The organism is Eggerthella lenta DSM 2243, assembly GCF_000024265.1.
In the GTDB taxonomy this organism is placed as follows: domain Bacteria; phylum Actinomycetota; class Coriobacteriia; order Coriobacteriales; family Eggerthellaceae; genus Eggerthella; species Eggerthella lenta.
Genome location: NC_013204.1, coordinates 3,017,307 through 3,033,582, shown reverse-complemented (window position 1 = coordinate 3,033,582; position 16,276 = coordinate 3,017,307). Strand labels below are relative to the sequence as shown.

The 16,276-nt window shown below is 61.2% G+C and carries 14 protein-coding genes and 1 pseudogene; 14 read left to right on the top strand and 1 reads right to left on the bottom strand.

The features are described 5' to 3' along the window. Positions 1-5: 5 nt before the first annotated feature. Positions 6-398, top strand: coding sequence for a hypothetical protein (locus ELEN_RS12995; protein WP_015761266.1), 393 nt, complete (start codon positions 6-8; stop codon positions 396-398). A gap of 1 nt (position 399) precedes the next feature. Further along, complete coding sequence (locus ELEN_RS12990) at positions 400-1,872, top strand: recombinase family protein (protein ID WP_015761265.1); 1,473 nt, start codon at positions 400-402, stop codon at positions 1,870-1,872. Between the two features lie 67 nt (positions 1,873-1,939). On the opposite strand, the pseudogene ELEN_RS12985 reads toward ELEN_RS12990, so the two are convergent. Further along, positions 1,940-2,692: pseudogene (locus tag ELEN_RS12985) on the bottom strand (ORF6N domain-containing protein); the annotation flags it as partial. Between the two features lie 649 nt (positions 2,693-3,341). Between ELEN_RS12985 and ELEN_RS12980 the strand changes: the two are divergent. The 12 genes from ELEN_RS12980 (at position 3,342) to ELEN_RS12925 (ending at position 16,250) form a co-directional block, all read left to right on the top strand. Continuing rightward, on the top strand, positions 3,342-4,304 hold the full coding sequence (locus ELEN_RS12980; protein WP_015761264.1) for a helix-turn-helix transcriptional regulator: 963 nt from the start codon (positions 3,342-3,344) through the stop codon (positions 4,302-4,304). A gap of 208 nt (positions 4,305-4,512) precedes the next feature. Continuing rightward, positions 4,513-5,256, top strand: coding sequence for an ABC transporter ATP-binding protein (locus ELEN_RS12975; RefSeq protein WP_015761263.1), 744 nt, complete (start codon positions 4,513-4,515; stop codon positions 5,254-5,256). After that, a complete protein-coding gene (locus ELEN_RS12970; RefSeq protein ID WP_015761262.1) occupies positions 5,253-6,590 on the top strand; it encodes an FtsX-like permease family protein in 1,338 nt (445 codons plus the stop codon). The genes ELEN_RS12975 and ELEN_RS12970 overlap by 4 nt, the downstream gene beginning before the upstream one ends. A gap of 485 nt (positions 6,591-7,075) precedes the next feature. Then, the gene (locus ELEN_RS12965) at positions 7,076-8,413 is read left to right on the top strand and encodes an ammonia-forming cytochrome c nitrite reductase subunit c552 (protein WP_009306706.1); all 1,338 of its coding nucleotides are present in this window, start codon (positions 7,076-7,078) and stop codon (positions 8,411-8,413) included. Between the two features lie 307 nt (positions 8,414-8,720). After that, positions 8,721-9,419, top strand: coding sequence for a cytochrome c-type protein Cgr1 (gene cgr1, locus ELEN_RS12960; protein WP_009609359.1), 699 nt, complete (start codon positions 8,721-8,723; stop codon positions 9,417-9,419). Between the two features lie 267 nt (positions 9,420-9,686). After that, positions 9,687-10,352, top strand: a complete 666-nt coding sequence (locus ELEN_RS12955) for a cytochrome c maturation protein CcmE domain-containing protein (RefSeq protein ID WP_009609369.1) — start codon at positions 9,687-9,689, stop codon at positions 10,350-10,352. 53 nt (positions 10,353-10,405) lie between these two features. Beyond that, the gene (locus ELEN_RS12950) at positions 10,406-12,637 is read left to right on the top strand and encodes a heme lyase CcmF/NrfE family subunit (protein ID WP_015761261.1); all 2,232 of its coding nucleotides are present in this window, start codon (positions 10,406-10,408) and stop codon (positions 12,635-12,637) included. Between the two features lie 6 nt (positions 12,638-12,643). Beyond that, a complete protein-coding gene (locus ELEN_RS12945; RefSeq protein ID WP_009609322.1) occupies positions 12,644-13,369 on the top strand; it encodes an ABC transporter ATP-binding protein in 726 nt (241 codons plus the stop codon). Beyond that, positions 13,370-14,086: a heme exporter protein CcmB gene (locus ELEN_RS12940; protein ID WP_015761259.1), complete on the top strand. Its 717-nt coding sequence runs from the start codon at positions 13,370-13,372 to the stop codon at positions 14,084-14,086. Positions 14,087-14,267: 181 nt separating this feature from the next. Next, entirely contained in the window at positions 14,268-15,038 is a 771-nt protein-coding gene (locus tag ELEN_RS12935) for a cytochrome c biogenesis protein (RefSeq protein ID WP_009306700.1), read from the top strand. 110 nt (positions 15,039-15,148) lie between these two features. Beyond that, a complete protein-coding gene (locus ELEN_RS12930; protein ID WP_009306699.1) occupies positions 15,149-15,334 on the top strand; it encodes a hypothetical protein in 186 nt (61 codons plus the stop codon). Positions 15,335-15,437: 103 nt separating this feature from the next. Beyond that, positions 15,438-16,250, top strand: a complete 813-nt coding sequence (locus ELEN_RS12925) for a UTP--glucose-1-phosphate uridylyltransferase (RefSeq protein ID WP_035585712.1) — start codon at positions 15,438-15,440, stop codon at positions 16,248-16,250. Positions 16,251-16,276 lie beyond the last annotated feature (26 nt).

Below are 16,276 nucleotides of genomic sequence, written 5' to 3'. Positions count from 1 at the left end.
TGTTCATGAGCAAGGGTAAGAAGATCGGCATAGCCGTTGCCGCCGTTTTCGTCGTTGTAATCGCGGTATCCGCTATAACGTACCAGATCGCGCCACCTGCATCCTCCGCCACCGATGCGCAGCAAACCGTGGCGGACGAATACACCAAAACCGACGCTTCGCAAAGCTACGTTCGTGATGGCGAAGAGTGCATGGGGTACCGCGTTGCCGTTTCGGCCACAGCAACCGAAGAACAGCTCTTGAGCGTGTTCGAGGAAGTAGTCGCGGGCGACGGATACCCGATGCACACCGTTTGGTTCTACAGCAGCGTCGATAAGGCTCAAGGTGGCGACCAATACGACGTTGCCATGGTCGAGGAGGAAAGCGCCGGCGGCGATCCCGTCGTGACGATGGCGTAGCATGGCGAAGCGGGCGAAACGTTCTGCTCCAAAGAAGGGCGCTCGCGCCGCGATATACGCGCGCTACTCGTCGCACAACCAGCGCGGCGAATCCATCGAAATACAGCTTGATAACGACTACGCCTATTGCCACGAGCACGAGCTTGAAGTCGTGAAAGTCTATATCGACGAAGCGAAGACGGGCCGCGATACCAATCGCGCAGATTTTCAGCAGATGCTTGAGGACGCCAAGCGGCATTTGATGGACTACGTGGTTATCTACAAGGTCCCGCGCATCATGCGCAACCGCGACGAAATGGCGCTCGCTCGCATAATGCTGCGCAAATGCGGCGTTGAAATCCTCTACGCAGGCGAGCAGATCGCCGAGGGGTCGTCCGGCGTGTTGCAGCTCGGAATGCTCGAAGTCCTCGCGGAGTGGGAGAGCGCCGTCGATTCAGAGCGCATCACCGAAGGGATCGCGAAGAACGCCGAGCGATGCATGGCGAATGGTCAACGGTTGTACGGCTGGGATATCGTTGATGGGTTCTATGCACTGAACGAGCAGCAGGCAACCGTAATGCGCATGATGAAGGACATGCTGCTTTCCGGCTCGATGATCGCGGATATCAGAAGAGCGTGCGAACCTTACCGAACGCAGTTCGGCAACAAGTTTACCCAGTCTGCAATTACCAAGATGCTCAAGCGCAAGCAGAACGCAGGCATATACGTGTATGCTGGGTACGAGATTCCGGGAGGCATGCCGGCTCTGTGGTCATTGGAGGAGCAGCAAATGATCTGGAAGATTCTTGAGAAGAACGCGCGCCCGCGCAAGCGCGAGAACACGGAGAACTACGCCTTGACCGGTAAGCTGTTCTGCGGAAAATGCAAAACCCCGATGATCGGCACGAGCGGCACGTCGAAGGCCGGCACTCGCTACTATTACTACAGGTGCAAGAAATGCCGGCGAAACGTTCGGAAGGACATTATAGAGGCGAACGTGGCGGATGCCGTGATCGCCGCGTTGTCCGACGAGGCAACGCGCGAGAAGATCGCGGATCTGGTTGCGGAAATCGAGCAAGATACCGGCGCGAAGCCTCAATCGGAGATCATCAGGTCGGAACTGCACGATATAGAATTGTCCTTTGATCGAATCTGGCAGGCGATTGAAGGAGGGTACGCGCCTCCCGGTGGTAAAGAGCGCGTGGAAGAGCTTACGAAGCGCAAAGAACTTCTCGAAGACGAGTTGCGCGTGGCAGTGTCGATTGAAAGCGTGACGGTTGATCGCAACCGCATTTTGTTCTGGCTTGAAGATATCGCACAGGAGGAGGACCCGGAAACTCTGATCGAGGTGTTCGTCTCGAAAGTTGTTCTCGTAGGCGATGACGATTTGCATATCGCGTTCACCTTCGAGGGCGGTGACGACGATATCGGACAGATCGTTGATGACAGCGGAGGTGTTCGGGTAAATGGTCCTGAACTCCACCACGGAAACTAGATCGGGGCGAGGCCATTGGCTTCGCCCCGATTTTTCAAGGTGCGACCATGAAATTGCTCCCTGCTTTTCAAATCTTCTTCAGTCGTTCGAGAAGGCCTTCCATCATCTGGGCATCTTGGATTTTCGTTATGGCAAAACACTTTTTGCCGGCGTCTTTGAGGGATGCGCCGATGTGATACCCGATCGAACGGTCTATGATCAAGAAGCGATCATGAAAGGCAGAGGTGCGTTGCACCTTCAGTGTCGGGTATTGAGAGTTGAACGTGTTGATGTCGGCCCTTGTTAGCCGTGCATCGGGAAGCGTGTGCACGGATACGGAAGCGCCTACCGCTTTCTTTGCCAAAATATTTTGAGTCGAGACATCGACGTAGCCATCTACTAGCTCGATCTCGCATTGAGCTTTCTGGACGAGCTCGACCATGAGACTGAATGCGTCAAATAACTGGCCGTCAAAGAAAATCTTCTGAGTAGTTTCAGGCGTATCTTCTAGGTAGGCGAAAATCCGATCGAGCTTCTTGTCGGTGGTCTTCTGGTATTCAAGCTGCTTTAGCTCGACTTGTCCGATGCGCTCGAAAAGCGCTGCATTGCTTGCGAGGAAGCGACGCGTCTCTACGAAAGCGTCTATGATGCGAATGCTCGTCTCGATCGCGACATCGCTGCGGAGAACCGCCGAAAGCATCGCGATGCCCTGCTCCGTAAATGCGTAAGGGAGGTATCGCCTTCCGCCTCTCCCGTTTGAGGTCACAGTTTGTGACCTCAAACGCTCGTACTCTTCAGAGGGAAGTCGGAATCTGAATCTATCGGGAAAATGGCTTTCGTTGCGCTTTACTGCTTAATTGAAAACCTTTGTTTCTACGTCGTAGAGAAAAGCCAGATCGCTATCAAGCATAACTTGCTGGTTTCTCACGACATGGATAAGGCTCTTGACGTCGATGGAGCGAGCAGAAACTAATGCAATATCACCTATCGCTTTGGCTCCATCGTCGATTCCGACGCTATCGTTTTTCTGGGTCGTCCCTTTCGAAAGCCGATAAAGGGAGTATGCCCAAAACCAATGCTGCAATCAAGGGCGGAAACTCTCCTTGTCCGGGAAGGCGTGCGGGCCCGAAAGCGAAGGACGTATCACCATTTTAGCTTCTAAATCAATTGTAATCGTTTACGGATGAGCTGGGAGCCCAAGTGGTACGTATACGATCACAGCTGATATGAACCGCTTGGCACGGTTGGGTAGGGCGTTGGACTTGCAATGGGAGGGTCGTGGGTTCTAATCTTCTCATCTCCACCTCCGAACCTTGATCGAGAAGGCTGATAGTCCCCGATTTTCGTGTTGCGCTATACTTCTCTCTGACCTGCGATTCGATACCGGAAGTTGTCATGCTGTCCGCGAAAAAGAAGCCGGAAGTTGGTTGAGTGTGGGCCGGGTCGCCCGCAAGATAGGGGCATCGACCGCACGAACGAAGGATGGACCTATGAGCTTTCGCGACAACATGCAGCACTTGCGCGCCACGCGCAACATGACGCAGGAGCAGCTTGCCATGCTGCTGGGCGTCAGCCGGCAATCGGTGTCGAAATGGGAGGCCGAGCGCGCGTATCCTGAGATGGACAAGCTGCTGAAGATGTGTGGTCTGTTCGAATGCACGCTCGACGAGTTGGTGACGGGCGACTTGACCGGCCGTCCGGCCAACGGGGCCGCCAGCATTCCGCCGGGAAAGTCCCAGCAGGACGTGACCGGGTACGATCAAGCCATGCGCGTTTTCGCGTGGAAGCTCCCGCTGGGCATCGCCGTCATCTTCGCGAGCTCGGCATTGGCCCTCATCCTGTCGGATCCCGGACTCATGCCGATAGCCGAAGTGAGGAGCTTCGCATCCGCGCTCGTGTTCGTCGGCGTGGCCGTCGGTCTCGCGCTCATCCTCCCTGCATCGTTCGCGCGCGGCGCATTCCGCAAGGCGCACCCCTTCGTCGACGACTTCTACACGGCCGAACAGAAAAACCAGGCGCGCACCGCTCTGTCGACGGGGCTCGTCGCGGGTGTCGGCCTGCTCATGGCGGGGCTGGCCGCGACTATCGTGCTGCAAGCGGACGTGTGGCTCGCAAGCGCGACGTTCTTGGCGTTCGCCGCGATCGGCGTGTTCGTTATCGTACGAAGCGTTTTGTTGGGGACGCGTTGCAATCTGGAGCGTTACAACCGCGCATCGCTCGGGGGCATGAGCGAGGAGCAGATCGAGGCTATGGGCGACGACGGCCTTGCCGAGCGCGCCCGCCGTGCCAAGCGCGAACGCGGCACCTATGCAGCCGTTATGCTTGCGGCGACGGCGGTCGGCCTGGTGTTGATGTTCACGCCGGCGAGCAGGCTGTTCCTGCTGGCATGGCCGGTCGGCGGCCTTGCGTGCCTTGCGATCAAGGCGTTCCGTTCCGCGCGAAGCGACGGTTAGGCGTTACGCGAGGTTCTTCTCAAGGCGGCGGTTGCGTACTGAGGCGTGCCGAATCCCCGACTCCTCGACGCCTCTGACGCACGAAGGATCGGCTCCATGTTGCCGTTCCGGCGGTTTCGCCGCCCGCATTCCAAACAACAAGCATGTTCGACCAGGGCGAAGCTCGCCTCTGGCACGCCATTCCCAAAATCGGTTCTAAGGAGAGCATATGAGCACGACGATCATCGCGCGAGAGGTGAAGAAATCGTTCAGCATCGGGCGCGGAAGCAAGCGTCGGGTCGCCGACGTGCTGCGCGGCGTAAGTTTGCGCGTCGAGTCCGGCGAGATGGTGGGCATCGTGGGCCCCAGCGGCTCGGGGAAGTCGACGCTTTTGTACTGCCTGTCCGGATTGGAGGCGGCAGACTTGGGCTCCATCCAGATGATGGGCACGCAGATGGTGCATGCGGGCCGCAACGCGCTGTCCAGAACGCGCCGCGACCACGTGGGCTTCATCTTCCAATCGTACAACCTCATCCCGTCGCTGAGCGTGGGGGAGAACGTGTCGCTGCCCGCGCGCCTGGCGGGTCGTCCCATCGCGAAGGCGCAGACGAGCGCGGTGCTGAAAAGCGTAGGCCTCGACGGCAAGGGAAAGAGCCGCCCCGGCGACCTGTCCGGCGGCGAGCAGCAGCGCGTGGCCATCGCTCGTGCGCTTGCGGGTGGCGCGGACGTGATCTTCGCGGACGAGCCCACGGGCGCATTGGATTCCCGGAACGGTCGCGCGGTGCTGAGCATGCTGCGGCGCATCGCCGACGACCCGAAACGTTCGGTGGTGATGGTGACGCACGATTTGGAAGCAGCGTCCATGGCGGATCGCATCCTGGTGCTGCGGGACGGGCAGGTTGCACGAGAGATGGGGCGCTCGACGCCCGCTCAGATCCTTGCAGCGCTGGAAGACGGGGAGGTGCCGGCATGATGCGCTTGGTGTTCTCGGATCTGCGCGATCACGCAGCCACCTGGATAGGGGCGTTCCTCGTGGCCGTGGGCTGCGGCTACATCGGCGGCTGGGCGGTGTCGATACTGACGACTACGGAAACGTATCGGAACTTGGAAACCCTGGTTTGGACGATGGTCGCGTTCTCCTCGTTCGCGGCAGCGGTGGTTCTCGTGTCGGCGGCGAACCTCACGGTGTCTGCGCAGCGGCGATCGTACGCTTTGTGGCAGATCGCGAACGTCAGCCCGCGAAGCGTGAGCGCGGTGGTGCTCGCCCAGCTCGCCGTCGTGGCGACGCTGGGTGCCGCATGCGGAACGCTCGTCGAATCGGTCACGTACGCCCCTTTGTTTCCTTGGGTGTTCAGCTCACCGTTCTACCAGCCGATCGATCAGGTGGTTCTCGAAGTGGGGGCTTCGCGGATGCCCACGGTGTGGCTTGCGGTGGCGGCCGTGTCCCTCGTCGGAGGATTGAAGGGCGCCCGCAGCGCAGGCGAAACGCCTCCTTTGGAAGCCCTGCGCGATTCTGAACCGAAGCGCAGGGGTATGACGTGGTTGAGGGCGATCCTGTTCGCGAGCTTGGCGACGGGCACCTGCGCGCTCTCCGTCTTCATGGTCGAAGCGCAGTCGTACGCCGCACTGAGCAATGCGCTGTTCGTGCCCCTTCTTGCGGTCGCAACGCTCGCGACTGTCGCCCCGGTGGTGCTTTCGGCGCTGATGAGGGCATGGACGTCCATCATGCCGCAATTGCGTTGGAACGCCTGGTATCTGGCGCGGCATACCGCGCGCTACGGCCTGTCCCTCAGCACCTCGGTGGAAACGCCAGTCATGGTCGGGTTCGACCTGTTGGCGGGTGTCGCCTCGCTCAGCAACATGCTGGCGTTCTACGCGCAGCAGCAGGGCTTGCTAGACTACAAGACCTCGCTCGATTTCACCTCGACCATCCTCCTGCTCGGAGGCCCCGTCCTCCTGTGCGCCATCGGGGCGGCGGTCAGCGTGGTCATGACGTCGAAATCGCGCACCCGCGACGTGGCCCTGCTCATTGCCGGCGGCGCTCGGCCTCGAACGCTGCTGGCCGCGGCCGTGTGCGAAGCCTTCATCCATGCCGTCACGGCAACGCTGGCGGGCATGGCGGCCGTGGTCGTCTCCAACGCCGTCACCGCGTGCGCCGTGGGCATGCCGCTGTTCGACGGGTTGGCTTTCGGCGAGGGCTTGGCCGTCTCGCTCGCGGGCTTCGTCCTCGTCCTCGCCGCGACGCTCGTGCCCACGCTCGCCGCTCTTCGCAAAGAGCCTGCAACCGTCCTCGCGATGGGGGAGTGAGTCGCGGGACGTTTCAGGATTGGCCTTCGGCGGCCGCTTCGGCAGGCTCGCGACGGAATCGGCGCAACAGCGGAAGGGGCAGGGTGGCAGAGAATGCACGCTATGCATGATTTGCGGGCGCTTTCCGCTGTGATCGATGAAAGAAACCCCAGGTCGTCAAAAAAGGCGATAAAGAAAATCGTGCATAGCGTTAAATCTCTTCCATGCGGGAGACGACCCGCTGCTGATCCGGCTTCGGCAGCGGGCCGTTCGAGCCCCTCCTGGCTTGCGGCCTGCTTGGGTCGGCGGCTGCTGCGGGAAGTTGGCAAGCCGCGCCAATGTGGCCGCAGGTGCTTCTTTACCATTCTGACCTGCGAATAGTTAACTAGGGTTTTTCCCTAATGGGGTGGTGGGAATCCCCGAATACCCTCGTTTCTCGTGCATTCCGTCAATAAAAGTTGTATATTTTGTGAAGGAGAGATCGTCAGTCGAAGGGAGGAGATTGTATGGTTAAGACCAAGAGGAACAAACTCGCTGTCTGGACCGCCTCCGTCTGCGCATTCGGTATGGTCATGGGGCTGGTTGCATGTGCGCCCCAGGCTACCGAAGACGCTACGGAGCAGAAGGCAGATGAGAACAAAACGGTGCAGCAGGTGGAAACGCCTGAGCCCGATAAGTACGGCGTCGTCACCGCCGAGTCGTGGAAGGACGCGTATCCGGACCAATACGCTTCGTACATGGAGAACAAGTCCAACGCGCCTCTTCAGGATGGCGGCGACAAGCACAATTATCTGGAGCTGTACCCGGCTCTGAACACCATGTACAAGGGTTACGCGTTCGCGCTCGGCTATGACGAGGCGGCCAGCCATCTGTACACGCTGCAGAGCGTGAAGGAAACTCCGCGCACCACGCAGAAAGAGCAGCTCGCCGGCTGCATCACCTGCAAGACCCCGCAGTTCACCGCCATGGTGAACGATGAGGGAGAAGGCGTGTACAAGGAGAAGTTCAACGACTTGATCGGCGAGTTCACCGAGCCGGTCAGCTGCTACAACTGCCACGAGAACGATCCTCAGTCGCTCAAGGTGACCGGTTCGTACTTCGTGAAGGCGCTAGGCAACGACGCGGGCGAGGGCAGCAAGGCTCCGATGAACTCCCAGGTGTGCGGCCAGTGCCACAACGAGTACTACTTCGATGGCGAGACCAAGGCCACGACGAACCCCTACACGGGCCTCGATCAGATGACCCCGGACGCCATCCTGGCTTACTACGACGAGCGCAACTTCAAGGATTGGAACCACGCTGACACGTTCGCTCCGATGATCAAGGTTCAGCATCCCGAGTTCGAGACCATGCACGGCGGCGAGCAGTCCCCGATGGCCAAGGCCGGCTACGGCTGCTCCGACTGCCACATGGCTCCCGCTGAGGGCGCGAACGGCGAGTACACGTCGCATAACTGGGTGAGCCCGCTCGAGAACAAGCAGCTCATCGAGAACGACTGCAGCAAGTGCCACGACGACCTGGAGAAGAAGGTCAAGGACATCCAGGCCAGCGAGGAAGAGCGCGTGACCGCGATCAGCGAGAAGATCGAGGACATGACCAACAAGATCGCTGCGAAGTACGCTGACGAGATCGCCGCCATGAAGGCTGCGAACGAGGCAAAGACCGATATCCCGGCTGCGTCCGAGGAGCTTGCCAAGCTGCAGAAGCTTCAGCGCAACGCGCAGTTCTACTGGGATTTCGTGATGGTTGAAAACAGCGAGGGAGCGCACAATTCCAAGCTGACCAACGAGACGCTCGACAAGGCCGAGGCTGCTGCCGACGAAGCCCTGGCGATGCTCGCTTAGCCGACAACGACGTTCTCTCCAACGTCTTTAGAGGGGTGGGGAAAGGAAGCCTGGCTTCCTTTCCCCGTCTTAGGACCCCTCGACCGGCTTGATGCATTGTTTTTGCCGAAAAAGGGCCGAATCACACGAAAAACGGGGTGAATCCGGGCTAATTCCCCCCAAATGGGTGATAGGTTTTTTGTCGGTTGACCGCTAGTATGCATGTGGTAAAGTGCTTGTGTTTCCGTTTGGCAGCGAAATCGATGCCACTTTGTAACGGAGACGACGGAAATGCAAGACGAGATCATGAGAAAGGGGGTTAGAGAGCATGAGCGAAGAGGAAACCAAAGTGGAAGCCGCCACTGAGGCACCTGCGACCGAGGGCTCTACGACCGAGGAAGCCGCTCCCAAGAAAAAGGGAAAGAAGTGGCCGATCGTCGTGGGCGTCGTCGTGGTTGTCTTGATTGCAGCCGGTGCCGGCTTCTGGGTTTGGCACGAGCAGCCGAGCTTCTGCGCCGCCATCTGCCACACGCCGATGGACGAGTACCTTGAGACGTACGAGCAGGAGCCTGGTACCACGGGCGTCGACAAGTGGGGCAACGAAGTGAGCAACACGAACGCGATGCTGGCCGTCTCGCACAAGGCCCAGGGCAAGGACTGCATGTCTTGCCACGTGCCCACGCTGAGCGAGCAGATGTCCGAGGGCATCAACTGGGTCACCGGCAACTACGTGTACCCGCTTGAGGAGCGCGACACGGACATGCTGACCGAGGCGCGCGGCCTTGACGGCGACGAGTTCTGCCTGAACGAGAGCTGCCACAACCTGACGCGCGACGACCTCGTGAAGGCTACGAGCGGTATGGAGTTCAACCCGCACAAGGCGCAGCACGGCGAGATCGAGTGCAGCGAGTGCCACAAGGCGCACCGCGCTTCTGTGATGTACTGCACGCAGTGCCACAGCGAGGCCGAAGTGCCCGAGGGCTGGCTGACGGTTGCCGAGGCCAACAAGCTTTCGACTGCGGCGTAAGCCACTGACAGCACCACCGCTCGTTCGCGAGCAAAGAACCGAATAAGCAAGAGGGAGCCCGCCGAAGCGCCATGGTACGCTTGGACGGGCTCCTTTTGTCAAAGGTCCGAGGAACGAAATGGTGGCCCTGCGAATGCGAGATATGCAGGAGGCTTCCACGCCGAGGCGCCGCGCATGGTGAATCTTTGAATTCGGCGCCATTGCGCTCCTCGGAACTTTGAGGTACGTGAAAATGACGGTTGGAGAGAGGCAATTGAGGAGGCGAGCGTGAACGCGAAAACGAAGCGTCGCATGGTTGTGGTGACCGGCATCATCGTCATTGTGCTGGTGGTTATCCTAGCTGTAGTCGGCGGTACGAGCTCGGCGAAGACCGTGTCGGTGGCAGAGGCTGCGACGGGGAGCTATGCGGATCAGAAGATCCAGGTGAGCGGCAACGTCGTCGAGAATTCATTCGCAACCGAAGGCAACGTGCTGACGTTCGACATCTACGATCCGAACGGGGACATCACCCAGCAGCTCCGCGTGCGCTTCGAGGGCGGCGTTTCCGCCACGTTCGGCAACGACGTGACGGCCATCTGCACGGGCAAGGTCGGCGAAGACGGCGTGCTCAACGCCAGCGAGCTGGTCACGAAGTGCCCGTCAAAATACGAGAACGCCACGAACGCGTTGACGGTTTCCCAGTTGACGGGATACGGCGACGAGGTCGTCGACAAGCCGGTGAAGGTGGCCGGCGCGGTGAAGGACGGCACGCTGAAGGCGGCGGGCGAGGGCGACCGGTTCGTGCTCGTCGATCCCGAGAACGGCGAAGAGCTTGCCGTCGAGTTCAACGACGCGATCTCGGAGGAAGTGAAGGATGGCTCTTCGCTCGTCCTGACCGGATCCATGAACGCGCAGGGCAAGTTCTCCGCAACCGAAGTGGCCCTCGAAGGCTAGACCGGTTTCTACAAACGAAGGGCGGTCGCATAGCCGCCCCGAAAGGATAGTACATGCCAACTATAGGTTTGATAGGAGTGCTCGTCGCATTCGCCGGCGTAGCGGTGTCCATCGTGTGCCTGGTCGCGGGAGCCCTGTTGTCCCGCAAGAAGTCGGGCGGTGCAGGCGAGACGCTGACGTGGGGCGGGCATGTGGCCGTGCTGGTGACGCTGGCGGCTCTGACCGTGTGCTGCGGCGTGCTGGTGTACTGCTTCATGACCGGCGATACCAGCATCGAGTACGTGCTGCGCTATCGCAGCGACTCGTCCAGCGACATCGCCTGGCTCTACAAGCTGTCGGGTCTGTGGGCAGGCCGCGAAGGCTCGCTGTTGTTCTGGGGTTGGCTCATCGCCATCTTCAACTCGGTGGTGGCCGTTCGCAATATGAGGCAGGGCAGGAAGCTGGATTCTATGGCGCTGCTCGTGTCGCAGCTGGTGCTGGCGGCGTTCGTGGGCGTGATCCTGTTCTCCGAAAGCAACATGCCGTTTGCGGCCACGCCCGCCAAGTACTTCGACGGCTCGGGCAATCTGACGGCTGCAGCTTCGGTGCTGGGCATGAACACGCTGCTGGAGCACTGGGCCATGGCCATCCATCCGCCCACTTTGTTCGTGGGCTACGCGGGTCTCACCATCCCGTTCGCGTACGCCATCGCGGCTATCATCGTGAACGATTCTTCTAAGGAATGGGTCGTGCGCTCGCAGCGCTACACGCTGTTCTCCTGGTTCTTCCTGGGCGTGGGCATCGGCCTGGGCGCCATCTGGGCGTACGTCGTGCTCGGTTGGGGCGGCTACTGGGGTTGGGACCCCGTCGAGAACGCCAGCTTGCTGTCGTGGATCGTGGGCGTCGCGCTCATCCACAGCTTCACCGTGTACCGCCAGCGCGGCGCGTTCAAGCGCTGGTCGGTCATGTGCGCGTGCCTGACCTTCGCGTTCGTTATCGTGGGCACGTTCATCTCCCGTTCGGGTCTCGTGCAGTCGGTGCACGCCTTCGAGGGCGATCCCGTGTCGCTCGCGCTGTTCGGCGCGCTCATCGGTGCGTCCATCCTGGCCGGCATCGTGGGCCTTATCGTGCGGTGGAAGAGCTTCGGCCCGGCCTCCTCGGGCGCCGACGACGTGGAGAACATGCTGTCGAAGGATGCCGCCTACTATTTCAACAACGTCATCATGGTCGTGTTCGCGGTGCTGCTGACGTACCTGACCGTCTCGTCGGCGCTTCCTGCTTTCCTGCCGTTCGGCGGCCAGACGGTGTCGGCCGGCACGTACAACGCCATCGCCCGTCCGCTCGGCGTGATCTACCTGGCCATCCTGGCCGTGTGCCCGCTGCTTTCGTGGGGCCGCACTGAAGGCAAGCAGTTCTGGAAGCGCGCCCGCATCCCGGGTATCTGCGCCGTCGTGCTGTTCGCCGTGCTCATGTTCTACTTCGTCACCTACCTGCTGCCCAGCTACGACGCCATCCTGGCGGCGGGCGGCACCGAGGCCGACGGCCTCTTGGAGCAGGGCCCGTCGTGGTACTACAACGGCGTGGCCGTGGTGGGCTTGCTGGTGGCCAGCCTGCTGTTCTTCAATTCGCTGTTCATGCTGGGTCGCGCCATCCGCGGCTACCAGAAGGGGCACCAAGGCAACGTGCTGGCGTCCGCTTGGGGCATGCTGGTGAACCGCGCGTCCACGTTCGGCGGCTTCGTCGCCCACCTGGGCATGGCCGTGATCCTCGTGGGCCTCATCGGCTCCTCGATGTACGTGACCGAGAAGACCGGCTATGTGAAGTACGATGAGGAAACCGACTCGGCTTCCGAGCCTTTCGTCATCCAAGACTTCGAGCTGCGTTACACCGGCAATAATATCGCTCCGCAGCCGAACGACGATGACATCCTCTACACCGTGTACTTCGACGTGTACAAGAACGGCGAGTTCGTCGGGGCCGTTGATCCGACGGTGCAGTTCGTCCAGTCCACGCAGCAGCAGAAGCTGGTGGCCAGCGTCATCACGTTCCCGACCGAGGATCTGTTCGTCGTGTACCGCGGCGTGAACTCCGACGGTGACTTCTCGATGGACGTGCGCGTGAATCCGCTGATCCTGGAAGTGTGGATCGGCTTCGGCCTGCTGATGGCTGGCGTGCTGATAGCCACCGTCGGCCGTCGCGGCGCGAAGCGCAAGCTGGCCGACGGCACCGCGGCGCCCGCCGGCGCCGACGGGGATGCCGAGGTCGAGGCCGCCGAGAAGCCCGAACCTGAGAAAGTCGAGGCGTAAAGCGCCATGGAGGCCGTTGTGGAACCTGCGATCAAGACCAAGAAGCTCTCGAAGGTGTTCGGCAACCGCCGGGCCGTCGACAACGTGTCGATCGAGGTGCCGCAGGGCGCGTTCCTGTCCATTTTCGGTCCGAACGGCGCGGGCAAGACCACGCTGCTGCGCGTGTTGTCCACGCTGTCGAGGGCCACGTCGGGCTCGGCCACGCTCATGGGCGTGGACTTGAAGGAGGATCCGGACAAGGCGCGCGACCACATAGGCCTCATCTCGCACAACTCGATGCTCTACCCCGATTTGACGGCCGAGCAGAATCTGATGATCTACGCGCGCCTCTACGGGGTGGTCGACCCCGAGGCGCGCGTCCTCGAGCTGCTGGAGGCGGTGGAGCTGAAACACCGCCGTCTCGACGTGGTGCGCACGTTCTCGCGCGGCATGACGCAGCGCCTGTCCATCGCCCGCGCGCTCATCCACGATCCCGACGTGGTGTTTCTGGACGAGCCGTACTCGGGGCTCGACCCGCACGCGGTGGAGATATTCGACGACCTGATCGACCAGCAGCGCGAAGGACGCACGTTCGTCATGGTCAGCCATGACTTGCAGAAGGGCTTCGCCATGTGCACGCATGCGCTGGTGCTGGCGAAGGGCAAGGTGGTGGCGTTCGACGAGAAGGACGCGTTCGATTTCGACGAGTTCTCGACGCTGTATCGCTCGACGGTTGGCATGGGGGTGGCGTAGATGGCGGTCGAGCTGAAGAAGCCCTCGACCTTCCAGCAGTACAAGACGCTGCTGCGCAAGGACTTGGAGCAGGAGTTCCGCACGAAGGAGATGCTCACGTCCATGGGCATCTACGCGCTTTTGGTGATCATCGTGTACGGGGCGGCGCTGGCGCAGACCTCGCAGACCACCGACGTGCTGCAGATGAGCGGCGGCCTTCTGTGGGCGCTCATCGTGTTCACGTCGCTTTTGGGCCTGAACCGCTCGTTCGCGCACGAGAAGGAGCAGGGTTGCATGGAGGGCATCCTGCTGGTGCCGATGGATCGTTCGGTGGTGTTCCTGGCGAAATCGACGTCGAACCTGCTGTTCTTGCTGGTGGTGGAAGTGATCGCCGTGCCGTTGTTCTACTTCTTCTTCCTGACCACCACCACGCCCTCCGAGAGCTTCTGGCTGCTCGTGGTGCCGCTGCTCGTGGGCACCGTCGGCGTGGCGGGCATCGGCACGCTGCTGTCCACCATCACCATCAACACGCGCGGCAAGGACGTGATGCTGGCCGTGCTGTTCATCCCGCTGATCTTCCCGCTTCTGTACGCATGCGTGTCCGCGACGACGGCGGTCATCGTAGGCGCGGAAGGATACGCGGACATCATGCTGACGTCGTTGGCGCTTGCGGGCGGCTACGATGTGATCATGATCCTCGCATCGTGGGTTCTGTACGATTTCGTGATTAGCGCTTGATGTTCCGTCGGCCTGCCGGCCGACGGAACTGCTCGATGCTGCGAGGCGCCCTGGCGCCGAAACTCGCCGCTTTTGCGCTTGCCCTTGCGTGCGAAAGCACGCGCGGCCGCGCAACACGGCGATTTTCAGCACCAGGACCCTTCTCGCTGACTTTGGTTGGACCCGTGACAGAAGGAGAGTAATGACTGAGAAAACGAAAAAGGCGCTCAAGCTGCCGGAAGCGGGGCAATGGCCCGACCGGATAGCGCCGACGGTGCTCGTTGCGGGCGCCGTGCTGTCGACGATCGGCTTTTTGCTGGCGTTCCTGTGGGCTTCGCCGGTGAACGGTGCCGCGGTGAACGGCGTCGAGATGATCGGCGGCCAGATGGTGACCAGCGTGCTGCTGTTGTCGCAGAAGATCTTCTACTTCCATATGCCGGTGGCTATCACGTCGTTCATCGCGCTGGCGTTCGCGGGCTATTACGCGGTTCGCTTCCTCATGACGAAGAACCGCCGCTTCGACACCTGCTCGAAGATCGCGATGGAGATCGCGCTGCTGTTCGTGGCGTGCACGATGATCACGGGCGACTTGTGGACGAGGTTCGAATGGGGCGTGTGGTGGACGTGGGATCCGCGCCTGACGACGTACCTCATCCTCATGCTCATCATCATCGCGTACTTCATCCTGCGCAACGCCATCGACGAGCCCGAGCGTCGCGCGACGTACGGGGCGGTGCTCAGCATCATCGCCCTCATCGACGTGCCGATCTGCTTTATGGTAACGCGCCTGATTCCCTCCAGCATCCACCCGGTGGTCGTGCGCGAGGGCGGCATGTCGGCCGATATGGGCATCACGCTCATGTTCTGCCTCGTCGGCATCATGCTGATCGGGTTCGCCCTGTACCGCTTCCGCTTCCGCCAGGTTCGCCTGACCGAGCGCGTCGAAGCGCTGAAGGAGCAGTTGGAAGACTGAGGGTCCGCCGTTCTGCGAACGGCGGAGCGGGGCGATCTCGGGCACTGCGGAAGCCCTCGCTGACCTTGCTGGACCTGTGGGATGTTCGTTGTTGATAAAAGGAGAAACTTATGAATCCGGTTCTCGTAGAGATATACAGCACCATCGTTCCGTCGATGCCGTTCATCATCGGAGCGTACGTGCTCATGTGGTTGGCTATTCTGGTGTACATGCTGGTCATCACGCTGAGCTACAAGAAGGCCGAGAAGCAGATGGCGGTTCTGGAAGAGGCCGTCGCGGAATTGCAGGCAAAGTAGCAGGATGGCGACGGGTTTTCCCGTCGTGCTACAATAACCGAACACCATGGACGAAGCGCCGCTTCTGCGGCGCTTCGCGCACGTTACAGAGAAAGGTATGCCCATGAAGGCTCTCATTCCCGCTGCCGGCCTCGGCACGCGCTTCCTGCCCGCCACGAAGGCGCAGCCGAAGGAAATGCTGCTGGTAGTCGACCGACCGGCCATCCAGTACGTGGTGGAGGAGGGCCTCGCGTCGGACGCCGACGAGGTGGTCATCATCAACAGCCGCGAGAAGAAGGCCATCGAGGAGCACTTCTCGCCGAACCCGGAGCTTGTGGAGCTGTTGCGCGCCCGCGGGAAGGATGCGTATGCCGACGCAGTGGAGCGCGTGGGCAACTACAACGTGAGCTACGTGTACCAGGACGAGGCGCTGGGCTTGGGGCATGCGGTGCGGTGCGCGCACGAGAAGACGGGCGACGAGCCGTTCTACGTGCTGTTGGGCGACGTGCTGGTGCCCGACAACAAGATGCTGCCGCGCATGCAGGAGGTGTCCGACGCACACGGCGGCGCCAGCGTCATCGCGGTCATGCCGGTTCCGGACGACCAGGTCAGCCGCTTCGGCGTCATCGCGGGCGCGGCCGTGGCCGACGACGTGTGGAAGATCGACGCGCTGGTGGAGAAGCCGGCGTTGGAGGACGCGCCGTCGAACCTGGCCGTGTTCGGCCGCTACCTCCTCAGCGCTCGCGTGATGGAGCTTCTGGCCGACGTCGAGCCCGGCGTGGGCGGCGAGATCCAGCTGACCGACGCGCTGGACGCCGTGCTGCGCGAGGAGGAGATGTATGCGCTGATTATCGACCCCGCCGACGGCTTCGACACCGGCACGGTGGAAAGCTGGCTGGAAACCAACAACGTGCTGTTCGGGCGCGCAGCCGAATAGCGAGAACAACCGTCGCCGAGCGTAAC